This is a genomic window from Xenorhabdus vietnamensis (assembly GCF_002127535.1).
Classification (GTDB): Bacteria; Pseudomonadota; Gammaproteobacteria; order Enterobacterales; family Enterobacteriaceae; genus Xenorhabdus; species Xenorhabdus vietnamensis.
Genome location: NZ_MUBJ01000001.1, coordinates 391,139 through 411,985, shown reverse-complemented (window position 1 = coordinate 411,985; position 20,847 = coordinate 391,139). Strand labels below are relative to the sequence as shown.

Sequence of the window (20,847 nt, the reverse complement as noted above, 5' to 3'; positions counted from 1 at the left end):
ATTTCTCTTTCCCGACATTCATTCCACAACGCAGGATAACCAAAATCGTGAAATTAAAGCACCAAACATTGCTAACGGAAATAAGCATTTTTTATGAGTCCAATAACCGACTGTAATTCAGACAAATTTTAAAGATATATATCACGATGCCAAGATATCCCTATACCAAGGAAACTCCAAAAATATTGGAATAGATGCGATATCAATATAGAAAATCAATATAAAAACAAATAGAAACAGAGGATTACCCTCAGGTAAGCATGGGATGTAGATACTTAAAAAACAGAATACTCACCCCATCAAGAACATCGATAACAACAATAAATAACAATATTCGCCAGCCTGCCAATTTAGGCATAAAGGCTAGCTAAGGTATTTCTTTTCCAATGTGTCACCAGGATTGATTCAAAAAACTCTCACCTGATTTTTGCTCAGGTGAACACATTTTTATTTAACCCTAGATCCGAAGGAAATATTCGTATGGATAACATTTTGGCCTCTCCATTTACCTATCTGTTTTGGAATGAGTGGACTCTCGACCCTGATTCATTTAAGTACAATATGGTTGTTGATCAAACCATTCATGGTAATTTGGATATAAATAAATTGAGCTGGTCTTTAAAGGAATTAGTAAACCAATATCCTCTGCTAAAATCTCGACTGGAGGAAGAAAATGGTGAATTATATTGGAAAGCCTGTCCTAATTACGAAAATCCCCTGATAATTTTTGATAATGAAGAAAATATCCGGCAATTTACTTTATTGCCATTTGATTTAAAACAAGGGCCGCTAATCCGGTTCGGATTATTTCAGCAGGCAACACAACAGTTTCAACTGGTCATGGTATTGCACCATATCGTAGTGGATGGAGAGAGCACTGAAGAGTTTTATCACGCCATATCCGATCTCTATAACCAACGGCCACTGCGTCATTCTCCGCTGACGTGGGAACAAATTGCAGAAAAATGCACGCAATATCGCAAACAAATAGAAATATTAGAGGAACACCATCCGGAACAATTCTGGAAAACCTGTCTCGATGGCATGAATGCCAGCAACTCATTGCCCTATTTATCGATAAAAACAGGCGATAAACAGGCGTTGACCGGAGAATTTCGTTTCAGTCTGCCGTTGAATGAGTGGCAACATCTCAGGCATTCTGTGCGACATGGCATCCCCTTCCTTATATTTAAAACATTGTGGGCAGCATTGATTGCGCAATATTCGCCTGATAAAAAAGCTCACATCAGTTATCCCCTTGCGCTGACAGGCAGTGAATCTCTCTCACTGGGCGCACAGATAAATACCGCCATCTTCCCTCTTCGGCTGGATGATACCACCACTTTTGCGTCGCTCTATCAGCAAACACTCAATTACACCTCATCACTGAAAGCCGCACCTGGCCTGCGTTTCTCATCCTGGCCAATTTTTAAAGTCCTCCGTTCTACCCCTGTTTGTCAGCCGAACGTAGCTCTGTCTCAAGCCCATCTCAAGGATATTTGTCTGGAACTGGAGGGCTGTGAAGTCCATTACAACCACCGTTTCAACAATGATTTGGCTAATTCAGAATTAGTGCTGGAATATCAACAACAAGATGATCAATGGTTTTTTCGCATTCGCTATCTGCCCGACCGTTTTCATCCAACTCAAATCGCAGTATTGGGGGCACAGTTCCAACAATTACTGGTGAATGCCCTGACAAATCCCGAAACACCGCTCCAACAATTTCCTTTTCTGCCCCCTAATCAAAGCCGGGCACTATTGGAATTCGGGAATCAAGGAAAGCAGACAGATATTCCTGAAAAAATTCTCCACACAAAAACTCTCCATAAAAGTTTTCAGCAACAGGCAAAACAATATCCGCAACGCATTGCTTTGATCGATAACCAGCAACAATTGAGTTATGCGGAATTGGAACAACGCAGCAATCAACTGGCTCACCTGATACAAGAGCGATATCAGCAAGCAACTGGGCAAGCATTATCCCCTGATACCTTACTGCCTATTTGCCTGAATCGCGGGGTTGATATGGTAATTACCATGCTGGCGATAATGAAAGCAGGTGCAGCCTATCTGCCTCTTGATCCGCAAATACCGTCCCAACGATTGGCCTACATTCTGGCAGACAGTCAATCCCGGCTGGCAATTACGCAACTGGCTCACCAAACCAGATTGCATGACCACGGCCAGAATCTGGCTTTGCTGTCATTAGATAACCCCAAGGATAATTATCGCAATCAACCAGACTGTGCCCCTGAATCAGCCGCAGGGTCACGTTCGTTGGCTTATTGCATTTATACTTCTGGCACAACAGGCCGGCCAAAAGGAACGTTGTTAGAACATCGCGGTGTATTGACTATGCTTGCTGGTCAAAATGCTGTTCTCACTGAAAACATTGGGTTACCTCAATGTTGGTTGCAGTTCGCTTCCCTGGCATTTGATGCTCATGTGTTTGAAACGTTCATTGCCTTGTGCTCTGGTCATACTTTAGTCATTGCTTCGGAAGAAGAGCGTCATGATCTCGACCTATTGATAAAATTAATCGAACAATATCAGGTTGAAGGCGCCATTTTTCCACCTACTCTCCTGAAAACCAAACCAGCATTGCCCGCAAAATTACAAACTATTCTGGTCGGCGGTGAATCAACTCCACAAGCCATTTTGGATCACTATACAATGCAGGGACGTCGGGTGTTCAATGCTTATGGGCCGACTGAAGCCAGTGTGTGTGTTGCCATGCATCATTATCAAGAGAGTGGAGATAGCGATCGCAATATTGGACAACCGTTTCAGGGTGTTTATGCCTATGTGTTGAATGAGCAGTTGCAATTAGTGCCGATGGGAATGAGTGGCGAACTGTACCTTTCCGGATCGGTGTTAGCCAGAGAATATCTGGGGCAGCCAGAATTAACAGCAAAAGCATTTATCGCTAACCCTTTTGCCCGGCATTCCGATGATCAACGGCTCTACTGCACAGGTGATCAGGCCCGTTGGTTGCCGAATGGAGAACTGGAATATCTGGGACGCAAAGATTTTCAGGTAAAAATCCGCGGACATCGGGTCGAGTTGACCGAAATTGAACAGGCATTTATTGCAGCATCAGGGGTAAGCCAATGCACGGTGCAAGTGCGTGGTCAGCAAAATCACTCACAAATCGTTATCTACTATGTGTCAGATATCACTCTGAACGAAGATAATCTCCGCCGCACATTACAGCTTTCTCTGCCGGATTACATGATGCCCTCTGCATTCGTGCAGCTGGAAACCTTGCCGATGACCATCAATGGCAAACTGGATGCAACAGCGTTACCAGAACCCGATTTCAAGCAGAACCATCACTTTTACCGTGCTGCAACCACGGAGCTGGAACACAAGCTGCAAACTATCTGGCAACATATTCTGGGGCAGGATGAGATTGGCATTGATGATGACTTTTTCCATCTGGGTGGGGATTCTATTTCCGTCATCCGCCTGATTTCAGAAATGCGACGTCAGCAGTTACCATGCAGCACCAAGCTACTACATCAATGCCGCACTATTGCCAAGCTGGCAACACAGTTGACAGAAACAACCGAAACTCAGGTACAACCTGCAGAACAGGGAATACTATTGGGTGATTTCCCTCTTCATCCTATTCAAAATTGGTTCTTCGAACAGGCATTTACTCACTCCAACCACTGGAATCAGGCGTTCTTGATCCGGGTTCCGCCTTTGATGCCACAAAAATTAGAAGCCGCGATTCAGGCATTGGCAAAACGACACGATATGCTAAGAACTCGTTTTCTTTCTGTCGGATGCCAACGTTATCTGGATCTCACACAGGTGATACCAACGGCATTAGAAATTTGCCATTATGATCAATTGAGTGAGAGCCAGTTCAGTCATCGTCTGGATTCCTGGCAAAGTGATTTTGATATTGCCAATGGCCCACTGTGGCGTTTTGCTTATATTGATGGCTATCCAGATGGTTCAGCACGTATTTATTGTGCCCTGCATCATCTGATTGTTGATGCAGTCTCATGGCGCATTCTGCTGGATGATTTGAAACAGCTTTATCATGGTGAAGCATTCGCTCATAGCGAAGCTCTTAATCATGTTGAAGCTCTTAATCATGCTGAAGCTCTTGATCATAATAAAGCCCTTGATCAAGTACTCGGCTCTAAGACAGCCAGCTATCGACAATGGCAAGCCGCTCTGGTGGAACAGACTCCTCACTTTGAGTCTCAACGTGAATTCTGGCAACAACAATGTGTATCGCAGTGTGATTATCGCCCTCTGCTGGAAACCTACAATACACGGCAATACCTGTGGCAAACTTTGCCAGCCGCAGCCAGTGTCCGTTTGCTAAACATGACCAGTAGTACCGCCAAACATAATTCCAAAAAATACAATCCCAATGAGGTATTACTGACTGCACTGCTGCATACTCTGGGCCATGCCAGCGGGATATCAAACCACACGCTGCTACTGGAAGGACATGGTCGCCAACTTCCATCTGTGCAATTAGATGTTGGCCGCACTGTTGGCTGGTTTACTGCGTTGTATCCCCTGCATTTTTCTGTCGGTAGCGGAGAAACAAACGGTGAGCAAGCAAATGGTGAAAAGGCAATTTCTTTGCCACAAGTCCAGGCTACCCTCGCCAATGTACCGGATTCAGGTATTGCATACGGTACTTTGCGTAACACATTATCCTTGCCTTATCCGGCTGTCGTATTCAATTATTTGGGACAGTTACAGACAAGCGAAAGTGATTGGCAAATCACTGCTGAAACAGCGGGTCAGACGATTCATTCAAGCAATAATAGTGATACTGATTTGCTTACACTTAATGTCTGGTTTATCGGTCAAGCGCTGCATTATCGTTGGGATGGTTTGCTGAGCCAGACACAGCTTGTACAGTTGGATCACCACTTCCAGACTGCGTTGATGCGATTAATCGATAGTGTAGCTTCTCCGTCCAATACCATCCTGAAAGAAACGGACCATGGGATTGATCCGGCTTTACTGGTGCGGCTGCCGGCAGGGTTAGAACCTGTTTGGGTCTGTGCGGCCAATAGTTTGCAACAGGGGTTCATTCACCATCACTTAAGCCAGCCACATAATTTTACCTATCACTTTCAGTTTATATTGGATTACACACAGCCTATCGAACCCCGTCATTACCACAAGGCTTGGCTATGTGCACAACAAAAGTATCCTATATTGCGCACGGGCTTTGACTGGCAGGATCAGCCTCAGCAAGTTGTGTTCCAGCATGCTGAATTGTCCTGGCAATACCATGATCTGAGTACCCACGCCACACCAGAACAAGCATTGGCTGAACTTAGCCAACAACAAAATAATCAGCCGTTCGACCTGCATCAACCAGAGCTGATGCGCGTTTGTCTGGTTAAGCTGGCAGCAGACCGATACAGCCTGATTCATACCAGTCACCACATTATTATTGATGGCTGGAGTAATCAGATCTTGCTGGAATATGTTCACCATACTTACCAACAACTGCAAGCGGGCCAGATTCCAGATATCCAAATCGATACAGCCTATCTGGCTACACAGCGTTATTACGCTAGCCAAGCGGAAGAATGCCAAAATCACTGGCAGCAACTCGCTATCCAGCATTGGGAGAGTACCGATATTTCCCTGTTGTTGAATACCCCTGATAATGGTGCATCAGAAGCTCAGGCTACCACTCATCTCACATTATCCCATGCTGTTGCTTTGTCATTGCAGGAAACCGCCCGCAATCATGGCCTGACTCTCAATGTTATGTTGCAGTTCGCCTGGCACAAGTTATTGCACCTATTTAGCCAACAAGCTCAAACCATTATTGGCATTACGTTGTCTGGCCGAAATCATCCTGTCGCAGAAATAGAAAATAGCGTCGGTCTATTTATCAATACATTACCTCTGGCGATGGATTGGGAGCCACAGCTGACTTGCTTGCAACAGCTTCGTACCCTTCATCAGCGCATGATTGATTTGGATACTTACAGTTACCAGCCTCTGGCCGAGTTGTCATTCAGTGGCGATAAATTGTTCCAGACACTCTTTGTCTATGAAAACTACCCTACAACAGAATTAGCTACCATGCAGGCCAGTGTAAGGGCTGCCAGAGGCGATACTGACTACCCGCTGAACCTGATTGCAGAAGGTGATGTAGAACAAGGCCTGAAACTTTCTCTGGCTTACAAACTCAGTTGCCTGAATGCAGAACGGGCCAATGCCATTTTGGAAATGTTAAACGTATTGCTGGCTCGCCTGCCTTCTCATCTCCATTATTCGCACCAGCGGTTATCAGCACTGAGTAACAACAAGCGCAGGCAGCTATTGGAAGAGTGGGCTTTTGCTGCACCTGGGTCAGAAACATGGGAACCCAGTACCCTGCATGGTTTGCTGGAAAGACAAGCACGACTGACACCACATCATTCTGCATTAATGGATGACCAACGGACGTTGAGCTATCAAGAGTTGGATGATCTTTCATCACGTTATGCGGCCCAGCTTCGTGCTGTATACCGTCAGCGTTTCCAGCGTGAACTGGCTTCCGGTGAGCTGATTGGCCTGTGCTGCAAGCGCAGCATTGATATGATTGTCGCATTATTGACCATTCTAAAAGCTGGTGCGGCATATGTACCAATGGATACAAAATCACCAACAGAGCGGCTGGATTACATTTTACAAGACAGCAAAATGCGATTGGTACTGACTGAGCCGGACTTGTCATCCCTGTTTGAACGCCCTAATCTGCAACAACTTTATCTGAGCGAATTGGCAGATACAGAAACCATAGACAATATATCGCCGTTGCTACCGCAGGTTGAGCCGAATCAATTGGCTTATGTAATTTACACCTCTGGCACAACCGGCAAACCAAAGGGAACACTGATAGAGCACCGCGGCCCTGCAATCATGGCACGCAGTCTGCTATCCAGAATGGGATTGGGAACGGCACAACCCGGCCTTCGCTTCCTGCAATTTTCTTCCCTCGTATTTGATGCCCATTTGATGGAGAGCTTCCCGGCATTTGTCGGTGGTCACACTCTGGTCGTGGCATCTGACGCGCAACGTTATGATTTGCAGGAATTGCAAACGTTATTGCAAAAATGCCAAATGAGTTATGCGATGTTGCCACCTGCCTTACTCAAACTCAAACCGATATTGCCGGAAAGTCTGCAATGGCTGGCTGTAGGTGGTGAAGCGGTATCCCAGGATGTGCTGGATCACTATACAACGCAAGGACGCAAGGTATTTAACTGTTATGGCCCAACCGAAGACAGTGTATGTGCCACCGTTAACCCTTATCGTTACAATGGCGCTACCAATATTGGCAAACCATTGGCTCAAAATGGCGCCTATGTACTGGATGCCAATCTGCAACCACTGCCCGTCGGCGTACCGGGTGAATTATTCCTGTCAGGTATAGGATTATCGCGCGGTTATCTTAATCAACCTGCATTGAGCCAAGAAAAATTCATTGCCAATCCTTACCAGCAACATACTGACCATTCACGCTTATATCGTACTGGCGATATTGTTCGCTGGCTGGAGGAAGGTTCATTGGAATACCTTGGCCGTAACGACAGTCAGGTGAAAATTCGCGGACACCGGATCGAGCTTGGTGAAATCGAGAGTGTGCTTGTCACTGTCTCAGGTGTCGATCAGGCGGTCGCCATCATTCATGGCAAAGAATCCCCCCGAATCGTTTGTTACTACACATCAGCCAGTGGTACAGAACCCGCGGAAATCCGAAAATGGCTGGCACACATGCTACCTAGCTATATGCAGCCCAGTGCATTGATCCCATTGCCCCTCATTCCGATGACCATCAATGGCAAACTGGATCGCCGTAAGTTCCCTGCTCCGACCTTTACTGATTTACAACAGGGATACTGCCCCGCAGAAACACCTTTGCAACAGCAATGCTGCGATATCTGGACAGAGCTGCTGCCATCTGAACGGATCGGTATAGACGATAACTTTTTCCAACTGGGCGGCAATTCCATCATGGCGATTCAGCTGAGTAACCGTCTCAGTCAGGCATTACAACGCCAGATACCTTTAGCCGCCCTGAATCGGCATCCTACCATCAGATCACTGTGTAATTTCCTGTCAAGCAACTCAAGCCATATAGAACAGCTTGATGAAATACCACAAGCAGGTTTGCAACGTAGCCCCCTGTCTTTTTCACAAATGCGGCTTTGGTTCATCGAAACGTTGATGCCGGAAAATAATGTCTATCATATTCCGTTATTGTTCAGCCTGCGGGACGATACCCAAATAGACAGTTTTATCCGTAGCCTGCAAGCTGTAGTCCTCCGTCATCAGGTATTGCGCTGTACTTTTGTGCAAGATGACAAAGAGACATTTTTCCTGCAAGCCCATGACGAAACGTTGCAGGTTCCCCGCGTTGAGGTACGGGCTGATGCGTGGTTCGATTTCTTGCATCAGGAAGTCTTCCAGATCTTTGATCTGCGCCACGAATACCCCATTAGAGCCAAACTACTGCAACGGATTGACGCAGATGGGAGCATCTCCTATTTCTGTTTGATCAACGTTCATCACATCAGTTTTGATGGCTGGTCGCTGAATATATTGTTGAGGGAGTTGGCCGAGTTTTATGCCGCAGAATTGAACCAACGCCCACCGGCATTAGCACCACTGTCCATTCAATATATGGATTATTCCGCCTGGCAACAGCAATCTCTGGACAGCAATAAACTAGAGCCGCTAAAACAGTTCTGGCTACAACAGTTGCAGCATTGCCCTCAATTGGAACTGCCCTGTGACTACTCACGCCCCAACATTTTTGACCATCGTGGTCACACAGTTGCTTTTTCCATCACACCACAGTTAAGTCATCAGCTGCGACAATTGGCCCGCCAATTGGGTGTCACCCTGCATTCGGTACTATTGACTGGTGTTAATTTCCTGCTGGCCAGATATTGCGGTCAACGTGATATTATTGTCGGTAACCCAATTGCCAATCGTTCACATCCACAGTTAGAACCGCTGATCGGCATGTTCGTCAATATGTTGGTACTGCGTAATCAGATAGCGGCAGATTGGAGTGTAACTGAGCAAATCCGGCAGGTATTCGCCAATACCACTACCAGCCAGCAGCATCAGGATATGCCTTTCGAAAAACTGGTTGAGTCCCTGAATCTGAAACGTGACTTATCGCGCCATCCGCTGTTTCAGGTTTCTTTCTCTCTGGAACAGAAAGCGAATGATATTGATGCCAATACCCCCTTCGCCATGCAAAGTCTGGTGGATTTGTACGATGTTGCCAAATTTGACCTCGGCTTCTATTTTGAAGACGGCGATGAGGCACTGTCTGGCAATATTAACTACGCCACCGCGCTGTTTGCACCAGACACGATTGATGGGATGATCAAACATTTACAGAATATATTGATGCAGATGGCGGCTCATCCTGAGCAATTGGTGAAAAGTATCAGCCTGTATTCACCGGAAGAGAGAATCGCATTGTTGAAGCCGCCAATGGAAACACAGGATTCAGCTCTCTATCGTCATCCGCTGTATCAGGGTATCCTCGATTGGGCTGAACAACATCCTAATGATATTGCGTTGATTGATGCCATCGGCCAATGCAGCTACGCACAATTGCTCCAGTCAGCACAGGTTTTGGCGGCGCAAATTCATCAGCATCCTCACAACCAATCTGAACTGATTGCGGTTCAGGTCAGCAAAGGCCGGGCGCAAATCATCACTGTTCTGGCAATCTTACTGGCGGGACGGGCTTACGTGCCAATGGACGTATCCTGGCCTCATTCGCGTTGCCAGAAAATCATTGAACAAACTGGAACACGGTTGATGATCAGCACCAAATCATGGTCTACAGAAGCCTGTGAAACTATCCAGATTGCTCCTGATGGCTGCGCCATGCGCCTGCCAGCACCTATGCCAATGCCACTTCCTGTCCCTATTCGCTGCGATAGTCTGGCTTATGTGATTTTCACTTCTGGATCGACAGGAACGCCGAAAGGCGTTGCTATCCGGCATGACACGGCGAATAACACCCTGATAGACATCAACCGTAAACTCAACGTCGTGCGGGGAGATACTTTGCTGGCACTCAATGCCCTGTGCTTTGATCTGTCAGTTTATGACATCTTCGGCGTTCTGGGTGTGGGTGGAAGACTAATGATTCCTACTGAGGAGCAACGATACCAACCTGACGCCTTACTGACCCTGATCCGTGAACACAACGTCACTATCTGGAATGCGGCTCCCGCGTTGTTCGAGCTTTTATTACAAGAAGTAGAAGCATTGCAGGAAGTGGAAACATCGCAGGAAGTGAAAACATTAGTTGTAATGGACAGAGTGCTGCTATCCGGTGATTGGATCCCCGTTAACCATGTACAGCGTTGCCGTAATTGGCTTCCCAACTGCCGTATATTCAGCGGCGGTGGTGTCACCGAAGCCTCGGTCTGGTCGATTTTATTCGAAGTGCCACAAGATGCCAGCTATAACCAGAGCATTCCTTATGGCAAGGCATTAGCCAATCAGGCTTTCCTGATCCTAGATAATGATCTGGAACCTGTACCGGCCCAAACCATCGGTGAAATGTATATCAGTGGAATCGGTCTGGCGATAGGCTATTACCAAGATCCGATCCGCACAGAAGAACGCTTCATCCAACACCCGATAAGTGGTGAGCGTCTGTATCGCACAGGCGATTTAGGGCGCTGGCTGCCGGATGGCAATATTGAATTTTTAGGCCGGATAGATAGTCAGGTTAAAATCAATGGCTATCGGGTTGAGCTGGGGGAAATTGAAAATACACTGATGGCAGTGGAAGGTATTCGCCAATGTGCATTGGTCAAAACCAGTGGTTCATCTGATAGTCTGGCTGCGTATTACGTCAGTGATGTGCCCCTTGATGAAGCTGACTTACGCCAACGTCTTGCCCAAACATTGCCGCCTTATATGGTGCCGGCTGTATTGGTGCAGATGCCGGAATTGCCGCTGAACTCCAGTGGCAAGATTGACCGTAAGCAACTGTCGGCTCTCCATCATTTCGCGCCAAAACAGCTTCACTATCAAGCGCCACAAACCGAACAAGAGCAGCAACTGTGTCAGCTCTGGCAACAGAAACTGGGACTGGATCATATTGGTGTGAGCGATGACTTTTTTGAATGTGGAGGTACATCAATTCTGGCAATCCCTGTCTGCCAACAAATGTCCGCCTTGCTGGGGCAGACGATCCCTGTGATGGAACTGTTCAAGCAACGCAATATCCGCGGCATTCTGGATAGTCTGGAATACCAATTGATACAGCCGTTGAACAAAAAAACAGCTCAGGAAACACTGTGGATGATCCATCCTGCGATGGCAGGATGTGAGGTTTATCTGGATATCGCCAAAACGTTGGAAGGGAAACTGCACTGTCTGGGAGTCGATAATTACAATCTGTACCATCGGCCGCTAATTACTTCATTACATGATATTGCCCGCTTCTATCTGGAACAAATGGAACACTATCAGCCATTGACGCAAGGCCCTGTGCATATTTTAGGCTGGTCAATGGGAGGATTGATTGCGCTGGAAATTGCTGCCCAACTGGAAGCCAGAGGTGTCACTGATATCCATCTCTATCTGCTGGATAGTTTCTATCGGATCAGCTTAAGTTCCATGCACCCAAGCTGGCGGCAAACGTTATTGCAGGAGTTAGGGCTTGAAGGTGATGCCGCAGCACGAGCACTGGAGGCCGGCCCGGCAGATGATGGCATTTGCCAGAGTGAAATATCCCAGCGCTTGCAACATAGTCAGGTCACCCTGTTCAAAGCCACCCGACTGCCGAAATTCCATTCTCAGTTAACTCAACACGGGATGACATCAGCAGCAGAGGCAATGTACGCCAGTGACAACCATATCGGGCAAGCTTGCCAGAATCTGTCTGTTATACCACTGCTCTGTGATCACCACGATATTATCGAACAGAAATCACAGATTATTGAGAATATTGAGAATATTGAGAATATTGAGAATATTGAGGGAATATTAGAACTGGCTGATTAAATCAATTTAGTACCCTTTTGGTAAAAAAGGCGCAATTTTTAGGGTGATAACCCTATTAATTGCGCCTGATTATTTTCCGATCGGATTAGAAAATATATATCCTTCACCTTTCAAGTTGTGGTCTGGTTGGCTGCAACTTGAAATCCATTGGATAGATTCAAGCAGATCACCTATAATTCCTCCAATTATCACATCTGTATTTCCCCGCATTATCCATCTTATATAACCTATTTATTAATTACTTTAATAGTGTTCTTTTATTGCACTCTGATTTTATTATTAACAATTAGACTCATATCTATCAAATTATTTTTAACACACATTCAATATTATTAATAAACACCTAAATAAAGTGTTTTTTATCGACAGATAAATAAATTGCATAAAAAGCATATTGCATTATTGGCAATGTACTCAATGGCGATTTTTCGGCACGATGGCTATTGATACAAGAGTAATATAACCCCAAAGAATATTTTCAGAATGATATACCTGTCATTTTGTGGCGGTAGCTTTGTCCAAATAAATTATATTGCCCTGTATCTTATTTTAATTGAAATCAATCATAACCATTTCTATTTCAAAAGAGGCTATTATGTCTACAAGTACTTCTCAAATTGCGGTTGAATATCCTATTCCCTCTTATCGTTTCATTGTTTCTGTTGGGGATGAGCAAATTCCATTTAACAGTGTTTCAGGACTGGATATTAATTATGAAACCATTGAATACCGTGATGGTGTAGGTAATTGGTTCAAAATGCCCGGTCAGCGCCAGCCGATTAATATTACTCTGCGTAAAGGTGTTTTTCCCGGCAAAACTGAATTGTTTGATTGGATTAATTCTATCCAACTTAATCAGGTCGAGAAAAAAGATATTACCATCAGCTTAACCAATGACGCAGGTACTGAATTACTAATGACCTGGAATGTCGCTAATGCTTTCCCTACCTCATTAACCTCTCCTTCCTTTGATGCCACCAGCAATGATATCGCCGTTCAGGAAATTACCCTGACAGCCGATCGCGTGACTATGCAGGCTATTTAAGGCATTGACAATTAATCATTTCGTATAAGGAAATATTTATGGCAAACGATATTAGTTATCCTGGCGTTTATATTGAAGAATTAAATAGTCTGGCTTTATCCGTATCAAATAGCGCCACCGCTGTTCCTGTTTTTGCAGTAAATGAAGCCAATAAACATATTGGTGAAAATACTGCTCATCGAATTAATTCCTGGATGGATTATCTTAATCTGGTAATCAATTTTGACGACAAAGATAAACTGGCCGTTTCTCTGCGAGCTTATTTTACTAATGGCGGAGGATATTGTTATTTGGTCAAAACCAGTAGCTTAGAGAAAATTATTCCAACCTTAGATGATGTCACTTTACTGGTTGCTGCGGGCGAAGAGATTAAAGTAGTAGCAGGAACGTTATGCCAGCCAGGCAAAGGATTATTCGCCATTTTTGATGGTCCAGAAGAAGAGTTGACTATCAAGGATGCGGAAACAATCCAGAATAAGTATGACGCCACACCGTTTGCCGCAGTCTATTACCCGTGGTTGAAAGCAGATTGGGCACAAACCACCATCCCACCCAGTGCTGTTATAGCAGGAGTTTACTCCTCCGTCGATTTATCCCGCGGAGTGTGGAAAGCACCCGCCAATATCGCATTGAAAGGTAGTCTGGAACCTGCATTCTTGGTCACAGATGAATTGCAAGGTGCATATAACTCCGGTCGCGCCATCAATATGATTCGCAATTTCAGCAATACCGGTGCCACCGTTTGGGGAGCAAGAACGCTGAAAGATGATGACAATTGGCGTTATGTCCCTGTGCGCCGCTTATTTAATACTGTTGAGCGGGATGTTAAGCGCGCCATGAGCTTTGCCATGTTTGAGCCTAACAGCCAGCCGACTTGGGAGCGCGTCAGAGCAGCAATCAGCAATTATCTTCATAGCCTGTGGCAGCAAGGAGGACTGGCCGGCAGCAAAGAAGAGGAAGCCTATTTCGTGCAGATTGGCAAGGGGATTACGATGACACCAGAACAGATTAATCAAGGGCAGATGATTGTGAAAGTCGGCCTGGCTGCTGTTCGACCTGCGGAATTTATCATCCTCCAATTTACGCAAGACGTAGAACAGCGTTAATCACATTGATTGATGAGGAATTATCATGCCTGCTATTCTAAAAGCGCCCGGCGTTTATATTGAAGAAGATGCGTCCCTTGCATTGTCTGTCAGCAACAGTCCAACTGCCGTACCTGTTTTTATTGGTAAATTTACCCCGAAAACCGTGAATTCAACCCAAGTCTGTACCCGTGTCAGCAACTGGCTTGAATTCACTTCCATTTTTTCTTTGGCACCAATGACAGAAATTGTCATCACATCGAGCCTTGACTCTTCTCCTAATGGCGAAACAAAGAAAGAAGAAGACAAAAAAGAAAAAGTCGAAAATAAAGAGGCTGAAACCCAAGTATCCCCCAAAGTTCAAGCTCTCTCTGCCGCCGAAGAAGAACCCAAAAAATGGATTCACAATATTGAGAAAATCAATCTGTCTAAGGCCGTAGAAACTTTGAGATTCTATTTTCAAAATGGAGGCGGGGCTTGTTATATCTACCCATTAAACGATATTAACGATGCGTTGGCTCTGGCTGCCATTCCTGAGCGGATTGAACAAAAAGGAGATATCACTCTGTTGGTTTGTGCAGAAGACGATCAAGAGTATAAAACCAAAGCCTACGATGCAGTCAGCTCATTATTGAATGATAACAAAGTGGGCTATTTCCTGATTGCAGATAGCCCCGATGGTAAATCAATACCTAGTATGGGCAATGGCACTAAAGTTGCCGCCTATTATCCTCAGTTGGAAACAAACCTGACATTTTCCGCCTTACCCAACGATAAGAACGTTATTATCAATGGATATGAGGATGAATCAGGCAAAGATAAACTGAAAAATCTGGATGAGCTCAAGAAAGAAAATGAAGTGCTGGCGCAAGACATTGATACCAGATTACGACAGGAACAACAACGTCAACTCACCTTTCCACCAAGTGCTGCGATTGCAGGAATTTATTGCCAAACAGATAACCAGCGTGGCGTCTGGAAAGCACCAGCCAATGTTGCACTGACAGGCGTCAAAGGCCTGACTGATAAAGTCGATGACGATCGGCAAGGAGATATGAATAACAAGGGCATCAATGTCATCCGTTCATTTACTGATCGTGGCTTGATGGTTTGGGGAGCCCGTACTTGTGCGGACGCCAACGATACCCACTGGCGCTACATTCCTGTCCGTCGTCTGTTCAATTCCGTTGAGCGCGATATCCGTCAAGCACTGCGCGCCGTATTATTTGAAACCAATAATCAACCTACCTGGATGCGTGCCAAAGCCGCCGTTGATCAATATCTTTATGCTCTTTGGCAAAAAAATGCCCTGATGGGTGATCGACCAGAAGAGGCTTACTTTATTCATATTGGTCAGGATATCACCATGTCTGATGCTGATATCAAACAAGGCAAAATGATCATGAAAGTAGGTCTGGCTGCGGTACGACCGGCTGAATTTATCGTTCTGCAATTTACGCAGGATGTCGCTCAGTAATCTCCGTGATTCAACACCGGGCACTGTATTGACAGTGCCTATCTCACCACTTTACAGGAGATGATGATGGAAAGAATTCAACCGGGCGTAACCTTAACAGAAAGTATCATCACTACGGGCCAGCAAGAGATCCCCAGTGCAGTGCCGGTATTTATTGGCTATACCGCCCCCCATCAGCAACAGACAAATCAGCAACAGGAAAAATCACAGCCAGTAAAAACTACGGTTCGTATCAATAACTTGGCTGAATATATCCAGCTCTTTGGTGATGATCATCTGATGGCATTAGCAGTCAGATTCTATTTCGATAATGGCGGGCAACAGGCCTTTGTTTTACCACTACAGGGGAATATGCCCTCAGCAAATATCACTCAGGCGGAAGCCAAGGCACTAATGGAAGCACTCGGCTCTGACGCAGTAAAAGAAGCCATTGGCGGGGAAACGCAGATTACTCTGATTCTGGCACCGGATCTCGCCCGACTGAATGAAAATGTCATTGATGACCAACAGACTTTAGTCAAGTTATGGTCTGAAGGTTGGAATACACTGCTGAAACTGAGCCAAATCCGCGCCAATCTCTTTGTACTGCTGGATGCACCGGATGAGGTTAAACAAGCGCAGCAATGCCTGAAAGATCTTTCGTCTGAATATCGTCAATGGGGAGCCGCCTATTGGCCTCGTCTGGAAACCACTTATCAGGATATATCCAGCCAAACCAGCCAAAAAGGTATTGTGCTTTCTCCCACCGCGGCTATTGCGGCAGTTATCCAGCACACGGATAGCGAAGTCGGCGTATGGAAGGCGCCAGCCAATATTGCTCTGTCTCAGGTTATTCGACCGATTAAATCTTATCTTCAAGGGAGTGTGCTGTTTAACATCAACGGCACTTCGCTCAATGTGATCCGCACTTTCCCCGGCAAAGGTATACGTGTATGGGGGTGCCGCACACTGGAAAACGGGGATAACTCGCCATGGCGTTACCTGCAAACCCGTCGTTTGGTTTCTTATGTCACCGTGCATTTAGCGCAATTGGCTCGAATGTACATCTTTGAACCCAATAACGAACTGACATGGATGAAATGCAAGGGACAAAGCTATAACTGGTTAAGGCAATTGTGGTTACAGGGTGGCTTGTACGGCTCACGGGAAGATGAAGCATTTACGGTGCTGTTAGGGATAAATGAAACGATGACCGAAGAAGATATCCGTGCCGGTAAAATGATCATGAAAGTTGCCTTGGCCGTCTTGTCTCCCGCCGAATTTATCGAAATCAGTTTGGTATTTGATACCCAAACGGGCGCCCTTTTGTCTTAAGAAGGAAAGAGCACAATGAACGATTATTACACCCCCGTGGTATCCCACCGTTTTATGGCGAGTTTTGTTTTCAATGGCATTCCCGATCCGCTGGATATCCGTTTTCAACGTATTTCCGGCCTGAGTCGTGAACTTCAAGTCACCCAACATAGTCAAGGCGGCGAGAACGCCCGCAATAACTATCTGGCCGAAAAGATCCAACACGGCACATTAACGCTGGAGCGTGGCGTAATGACAGTTTCCCCTTTGACCTGGATGTTTGATCGGGTATTGCGCGGAGAAAAAATCGCCTATGCGGATGTGGTGATTATGCTGTTAAACGAAAATTCACTGCCCTTGTCCAGTTGGACGCTGAGCAATGCCTTACCGGTACGCTGGCAAACCAGCGATTTTGACGCAAACAGCAACGCCATTTTGGTGAATACCCTTGAATTGAGCTATCAGGATATGTGCTGGTTAGGAGTCAAAGTATGACCGTAGAAATCAGAGAATTAATCATTCAGGCAAAAGTGGTTTCATCAGCGCCAATACTACCAACACAATCGACTGAATCAGAAAAGCAAGGCCATTCTCTGATTCAGGAGAGTCTGGATGAAGCCATTTGGGTTGAAAAAATTAAACGCGAAGTGTTGGCCGCATTACGCGATGAGGAAGGGTGGCGTCCATGAGTCTGATTGAACGTGGTTTAGCGAAACTGACCATTAATGCCTATAAAGACAGGGAAGGAAAAATACGGGCAGGCACTGTGCAAGCCATGTATAACCCCGATTCCCTGCAATTGGATTACCAAACTGATTATCAGCAATCCCAAGCGATTAATAGCGAAAAACAAAGCAGCATTTATGTACAGGCCAAGCCCGCCGGATTATCCCTTGAGCTGATTTTTGATGCCACCATGCCGGGTAACAAAACCCCGGTTGAAGCGCAGCTTACGCAGCTTAAGCAACTGTGCAGCGTGGATGCCACCAGTAATGAAACGCGATTCCTGCAAATTAAATGGGGGAAAATGCGTTGGGAAAACCGCGGCTATTTTGCTGGCAGGGCGAAAGGTTTGTCAGTGAATTACACCTTGTTTGATCGTGATGCCACTCCCTTGCGGGCGCGCGTCATCCTGACATTGGTGGCGGATGAAAGTCTGGTTTTGCAGGAGACAGAGCAAAACCTGAAATCACCGGCAAAAATTGCTTTACGGGTACAGGATGGTGTTTCACTGGCCCTGATGGCGGCCAGCACCGCATCAACCCTGTCTGGTGGTGTCGATTACCTGACACTGGCTTGGCAAAACGGTCTGGATAACCTTAACGGATTCGTACCGGGTGAGATATTACAGGCCACCAGAGGAGATGCCTGATGAGCCACCAACTGAAAATCATTGCAGATGGTAAGGCGCTATCGCTGTTGGCCGCCGTTGATGTGGATACCTATTACCGCGTTAACAGTATTCCTTCTGCAACGCTGAAACTCAGCCTGCCAGACAGGCCACTTTCCTCTTTCAGCCAGTCGGATGTACAGACTGAATTAACCCATTGTCAGGTAGGAAAAACCCTGCGTCTGGAAGTGACTGACGGCGGCAGAAAATCGGTGCTATTTAACGGGCTGATTACCCGTCATACGTTGAAAATCAAAAATAAGCAATTATTGCTGACTTTGGTCGTTAAGCATCGGTTGCAATTGATGGTAGATACTCAGCATTCGCAACTGTTTAAGGCCAGCAATGAAAAAACCATCTTAAATACCTTGTTGAATCAGGCTGGTATCAAGGCTCACTTTGAGCGGATAGCCGCGTTAGATCAAAAGCATGAGCAGATGGTGCAATTTCGCTGCTCAGATTGGCGTTTTCTGTTGTGTCGGCTATCGGCAACGGGCGTGTGGCTGTTACCCACGACAGAAGGCGTTCAGCTTGTCCAACCTGATGCCTTGAAATCCAACGCCACCCATACCCTTAAAATTCGTGGGGATGAGAAAAAAGACATTATCGTCAAGGATGCCAGTTGGCAGTTTGATAACCACCTTAACCCTGCCTCACTGGAAGTCAGTGGTTGGGATATCAGTAAACAGCAGGAATTATCAGGCGGTCGCTACGGCAGTGTTGCCGTAGGGAAAGCCGCCCTCTCCCCTGACAAACTGGCATCTTTAAATAAAACGAGTTGGGACATTCGCTACAGCAGCTCATTAACCACCCAAGAAAGTGGCTATCTGGCACAGGGGTTATTACTGAATCAGCGCATTTCAGGTGTAACCGGCGAATTCCTGCTTAAAGGAGATGGACGATATCAATTGGGGGATAACATCCAACTAACGGGATTTGGTTCACAACTGGATGGTACAGCAGGCATTACTGCGGTTCGCCATCGTTTCAATCGGCGAATTGATTGGGAAACCACCCTGAGCATTGGCTTACAACAAGAGTATCTGCCGATATTACCCGATGCCACCGAACTGCATATTGCGACAGTAGCGAAATACCAGCAGGACAGTGCAGCCCTGAACCGCATTCCGATTATTCTTCCGGTACTGAATCGGCCAAATGAATTTCTGTGGGCAAGACTAGGAAAACCTTACGCCAGCCACGAAAGCGGTTTCTGCTTTTACCCGGAACCCGGTGATGAAGTGATTGTCGGCTTTTTTGAAAATGATCCACGTTATCCGGTCATTCTGGGAGCAATGCACAACCCGAAAAATAAAGCACCTTTAGAACCCACTCAGGATAATCAAGAAAAAATCTTGGTGGTGAAAAAAGGAGAAATTCAACAACAAATCATGATTAATGGCAAAGAGAAAACAATTCAAATGAGTGCGGGAGATAATCAAATCACTCTCCAGCAGGATAAAGATATTTCTCTATCAACGAAAAAAGAATTAACACTGAAAGCGCAGACAATGAACGCCCAAATGGATAAATCGATCACTATGTCTGGCAAAAACAGTGTTGAAATCAAAGGTGCCAAAATTAATCTAACCCAGTGAAAGGTGAATAATGGAAAACCAAATACTGACACAACTCTATGGTCGTGGTTGGGCTTTTCCTCCCGCCTTTTCCCTTGAAAAGGGAGTGGAAATGGCTGAAGGTGCAGAAGATGTACGCCAAAGTTTGCACATTCTGTTCAGCACTGAGCCGGGAGAACGCCTGATGCGTGAAAATTATGGCTGCGGATTAAATGATTTTATGTTTGAAAATATCCGCAACGAATTATTTGCTGAAATTGAATCCCATATTCATGACAGTGTATTACGTTATGAATCACGGGCAGATATTACCGATATCCAAGTCCGTCAGTCGCCAAATAATAAGAGTACCTTGCAGGTTCAGGTGATATATCGCCTGCGGGGAAGCGATATCAATCAGCAAATTCAGGGAACACTGGCACTGAGTGAAGGTCGGGTAATGGAGGTGATATGAGTGAAGCCATTGTGACAGACGGTGACATGCTACAGTTTGATTCCAACTTTGGTAATCGTCAGGTAAACCCCAGCCCCGCTAAAATCAGCGGCACAGGACATGCACAAGTGAGCGGAAAGAAAGTTTGCATTCTGGGGAATGAAAAACAGGTCAGGGTTCCAGCCACCTATTTCACCGCAACACACGCTACGCCGGGAACAGGAACCATTACCATCAGTACGTTGGATACCAGCCAGCAAGCACTTCAGTGTACCAGTGGAGCGGCTTTAATTATCAAGGGACAGAAATTCACGGCGCTGTTTACGCCTGAATCACCAGCCATGAATAATACGGTAACTCCCCCTCAACCGGATGTGATGACACCTTCATCGGGAAAGGGCAGTTTCATTACCCAACAAAACTTTGCCACCGTAAATTAAGGCATTAGCTGCGTTAACTTGAAATTAAACGGTGTGAATAAATGATTATTCACAGAGGAATCGCT

General features: G+C 45.8%; 11 protein-coding genes. All 11 read left to right on the top strand.

From position 1 onward, the window contains the following. The first annotated feature begins 480 nt into the window (after positions 1–480). The 11 genes from Xvie_RS01770 to Xvie_RS01720 all read left to right on the top strand — a co-directional run bounded on the left by Xvie_RS01770 (position 481) and on the right by Xvie_RS01720 (position 20,782). Positions 481–12,042, top strand: a complete 11,562-nt coding sequence (locus Xvie_RS01770; protein WP_086107675.1) for a non-ribosomal peptide synthetase — start codon at positions 481–483, stop codon at positions 12,040–12,042. A gap of 595 nt (positions 12,043–12,637) precedes the next feature. Beyond that, positions 12,638–13,087, top strand: coding sequence for a phage tail protein (locus Xvie_RS01765; protein WP_086107674.1), 450 nt, complete (start codon positions 12,638–12,640; stop codon positions 13,085–13,087). A gap of 38 nt (positions 13,088–13,125) precedes the next feature. After that, positions 13,126–14,193 (top strand): phage tail sheath family protein, encoded by a 1,068-nt coding sequence (locus Xvie_RS01760; protein ID WP_086107673.1) that lies wholly within the window; start codon positions 13,126–13,128, stop codon positions 14,191–14,193. 25 nt (positions 14,194–14,218) lie between these two features. Beyond that, positions 14,219–15,649, top strand: coding sequence for a phage tail sheath family protein (locus Xvie_RS01755; RefSeq protein ID WP_086107672.1), 1,431 nt, complete (start codon positions 14,219–14,221; stop codon positions 15,647–15,649). Between the two features lie 66 nt (positions 15,650–15,715). Further along, complete coding sequence (locus tag Xvie_RS01750) at positions 15,716–16,963, top strand: phage tail sheath C-terminal domain-containing protein (protein ID WP_167376213.1); 1,248 nt, start codon at positions 15,716–15,718, stop codon at positions 16,961–16,963. A gap of 15 nt (positions 16,964–16,978) precedes the next feature. Further along, positions 16,979–17,437: a phage tail protein gene (locus Xvie_RS01745; RefSeq protein WP_086107670.1), complete on the top strand. Its 459-nt coding sequence runs from the start codon at positions 16,979–16,981 to the stop codon at positions 17,435–17,437. Beyond that, on the top strand, positions 17,434–17,631 hold the full coding sequence (locus tag Xvie_RS01740) for a DUF5908 family protein (RefSeq protein WP_086107669.1): 198 nt from the start codon (positions 17,434–17,436) through the stop codon (positions 17,629–17,631). Before Xvie_RS01745 ends, Xvie_RS01740 begins: the two co-directional genes overlap by 4 nt. After that, positions 17,628–18,314: a CIS tube protein gene (locus Xvie_RS01735; protein ID WP_086107668.1), complete on the top strand. Its 687-nt coding sequence runs from the start codon at positions 17,628–17,630 to the stop codon at positions 18,312–18,314. The genes Xvie_RS01740 and Xvie_RS01735 overlap by 4 nt, the downstream gene beginning before the upstream one ends. Beyond that, a complete protein-coding gene (locus Xvie_RS01730) occupies positions 18,314–19,930 on the top strand; it encodes a phage baseplate assembly protein V (RefSeq protein WP_086107667.1) in 1,617 nt (538 codons plus the stop codon). The genes Xvie_RS01735 and Xvie_RS01730 overlap by 1 nt, the downstream gene beginning before the upstream one ends. A gap of 10 nt (positions 19,931–19,940) precedes the next feature. Beyond that, entirely contained in the window at positions 19,941–20,363 is a 423-nt protein-coding gene (locus tag Xvie_RS01725; RefSeq protein ID WP_086107666.1) for a GPW/gp25 family protein, read from the top strand. Continuing rightward, on the top strand, positions 20,360–20,782 hold the full coding sequence (locus tag Xvie_RS01720) for a hypothetical protein (protein WP_086107665.1): 423 nt from the start codon (positions 20,360–20,362) through the stop codon (positions 20,780–20,782). Before Xvie_RS01725 ends, Xvie_RS01720 begins: the two co-directional genes overlap by 4 nt. Positions 20,783–20,847 lie beyond the last annotated feature (65 nt).

Coding starts and splice junctions, on each gene's coding strand:
- Xvie_RS01735 (WP_086107668.1), top strand. CDS start 17,628: ATGAGTCTGATTGAACGTGGTTTAGCGAAACTGACCATTAATGCCTAT.
- Xvie_RS01765 (WP_086107674.1), top strand. CDS start 12,638: ATGTCTACAAGTACTTCTCAAATTGCGGTTGAATATCCTATTCCCTCT.
- Xvie_RS01770 (WP_086107675.1), top strand. CDS start 481: ATGGATAACATTTTGGCCTCTCCATTTACCTATCTGTTTTGGAATGAG.
- Xvie_RS01730 (WP_086107667.1), top strand. CDS start 18,314: ATGAGCCACCAACTGAAAATCATTGCAGATGGTAAGGCGCTATCGCTG.
- Xvie_RS01745 (WP_086107670.1), top strand. CDS start 16,979: ATGAACGATTATTACACCCCCGTGGTATCCCACCGTTTTATGGCGAGT.
- Xvie_RS01720 (WP_086107665.1), top strand. CDS start 20,360: ATGAGTGAAGCCATTGTGACAGACGGTGACATGCTACAGTTTGATTCC.
- Xvie_RS01740 (WP_086107669.1), top strand. CDS start 17,434: ATGACCGTAGAAATCAGAGAATTAATCATTCAGGCAAAAGTGGTTTCA.
- Xvie_RS01760 (WP_086107673.1), top strand. CDS start 13,126: ATGGCAAACGATATTAGTTATCCTGGCGTTTATATTGAAGAATTAAAT.
- Xvie_RS01755 (WP_086107672.1), top strand. CDS start 14,219: ATGCCTGCTATTCTAAAAGCGCCCGGCGTTTATATTGAAGAAGATGCG.
- Xvie_RS01750 (WP_167376213.1), top strand. CDS start 15,716: ATGGAAAGAATTCAACCGGGCGTAACCTTAACAGAAAGTATCATCACT.
- Xvie_RS01725 (WP_086107666.1), top strand. CDS start 19,941: ATGGAAAACCAAATACTGACACAACTCTATGGTCGTGGTTGGGCTTTT.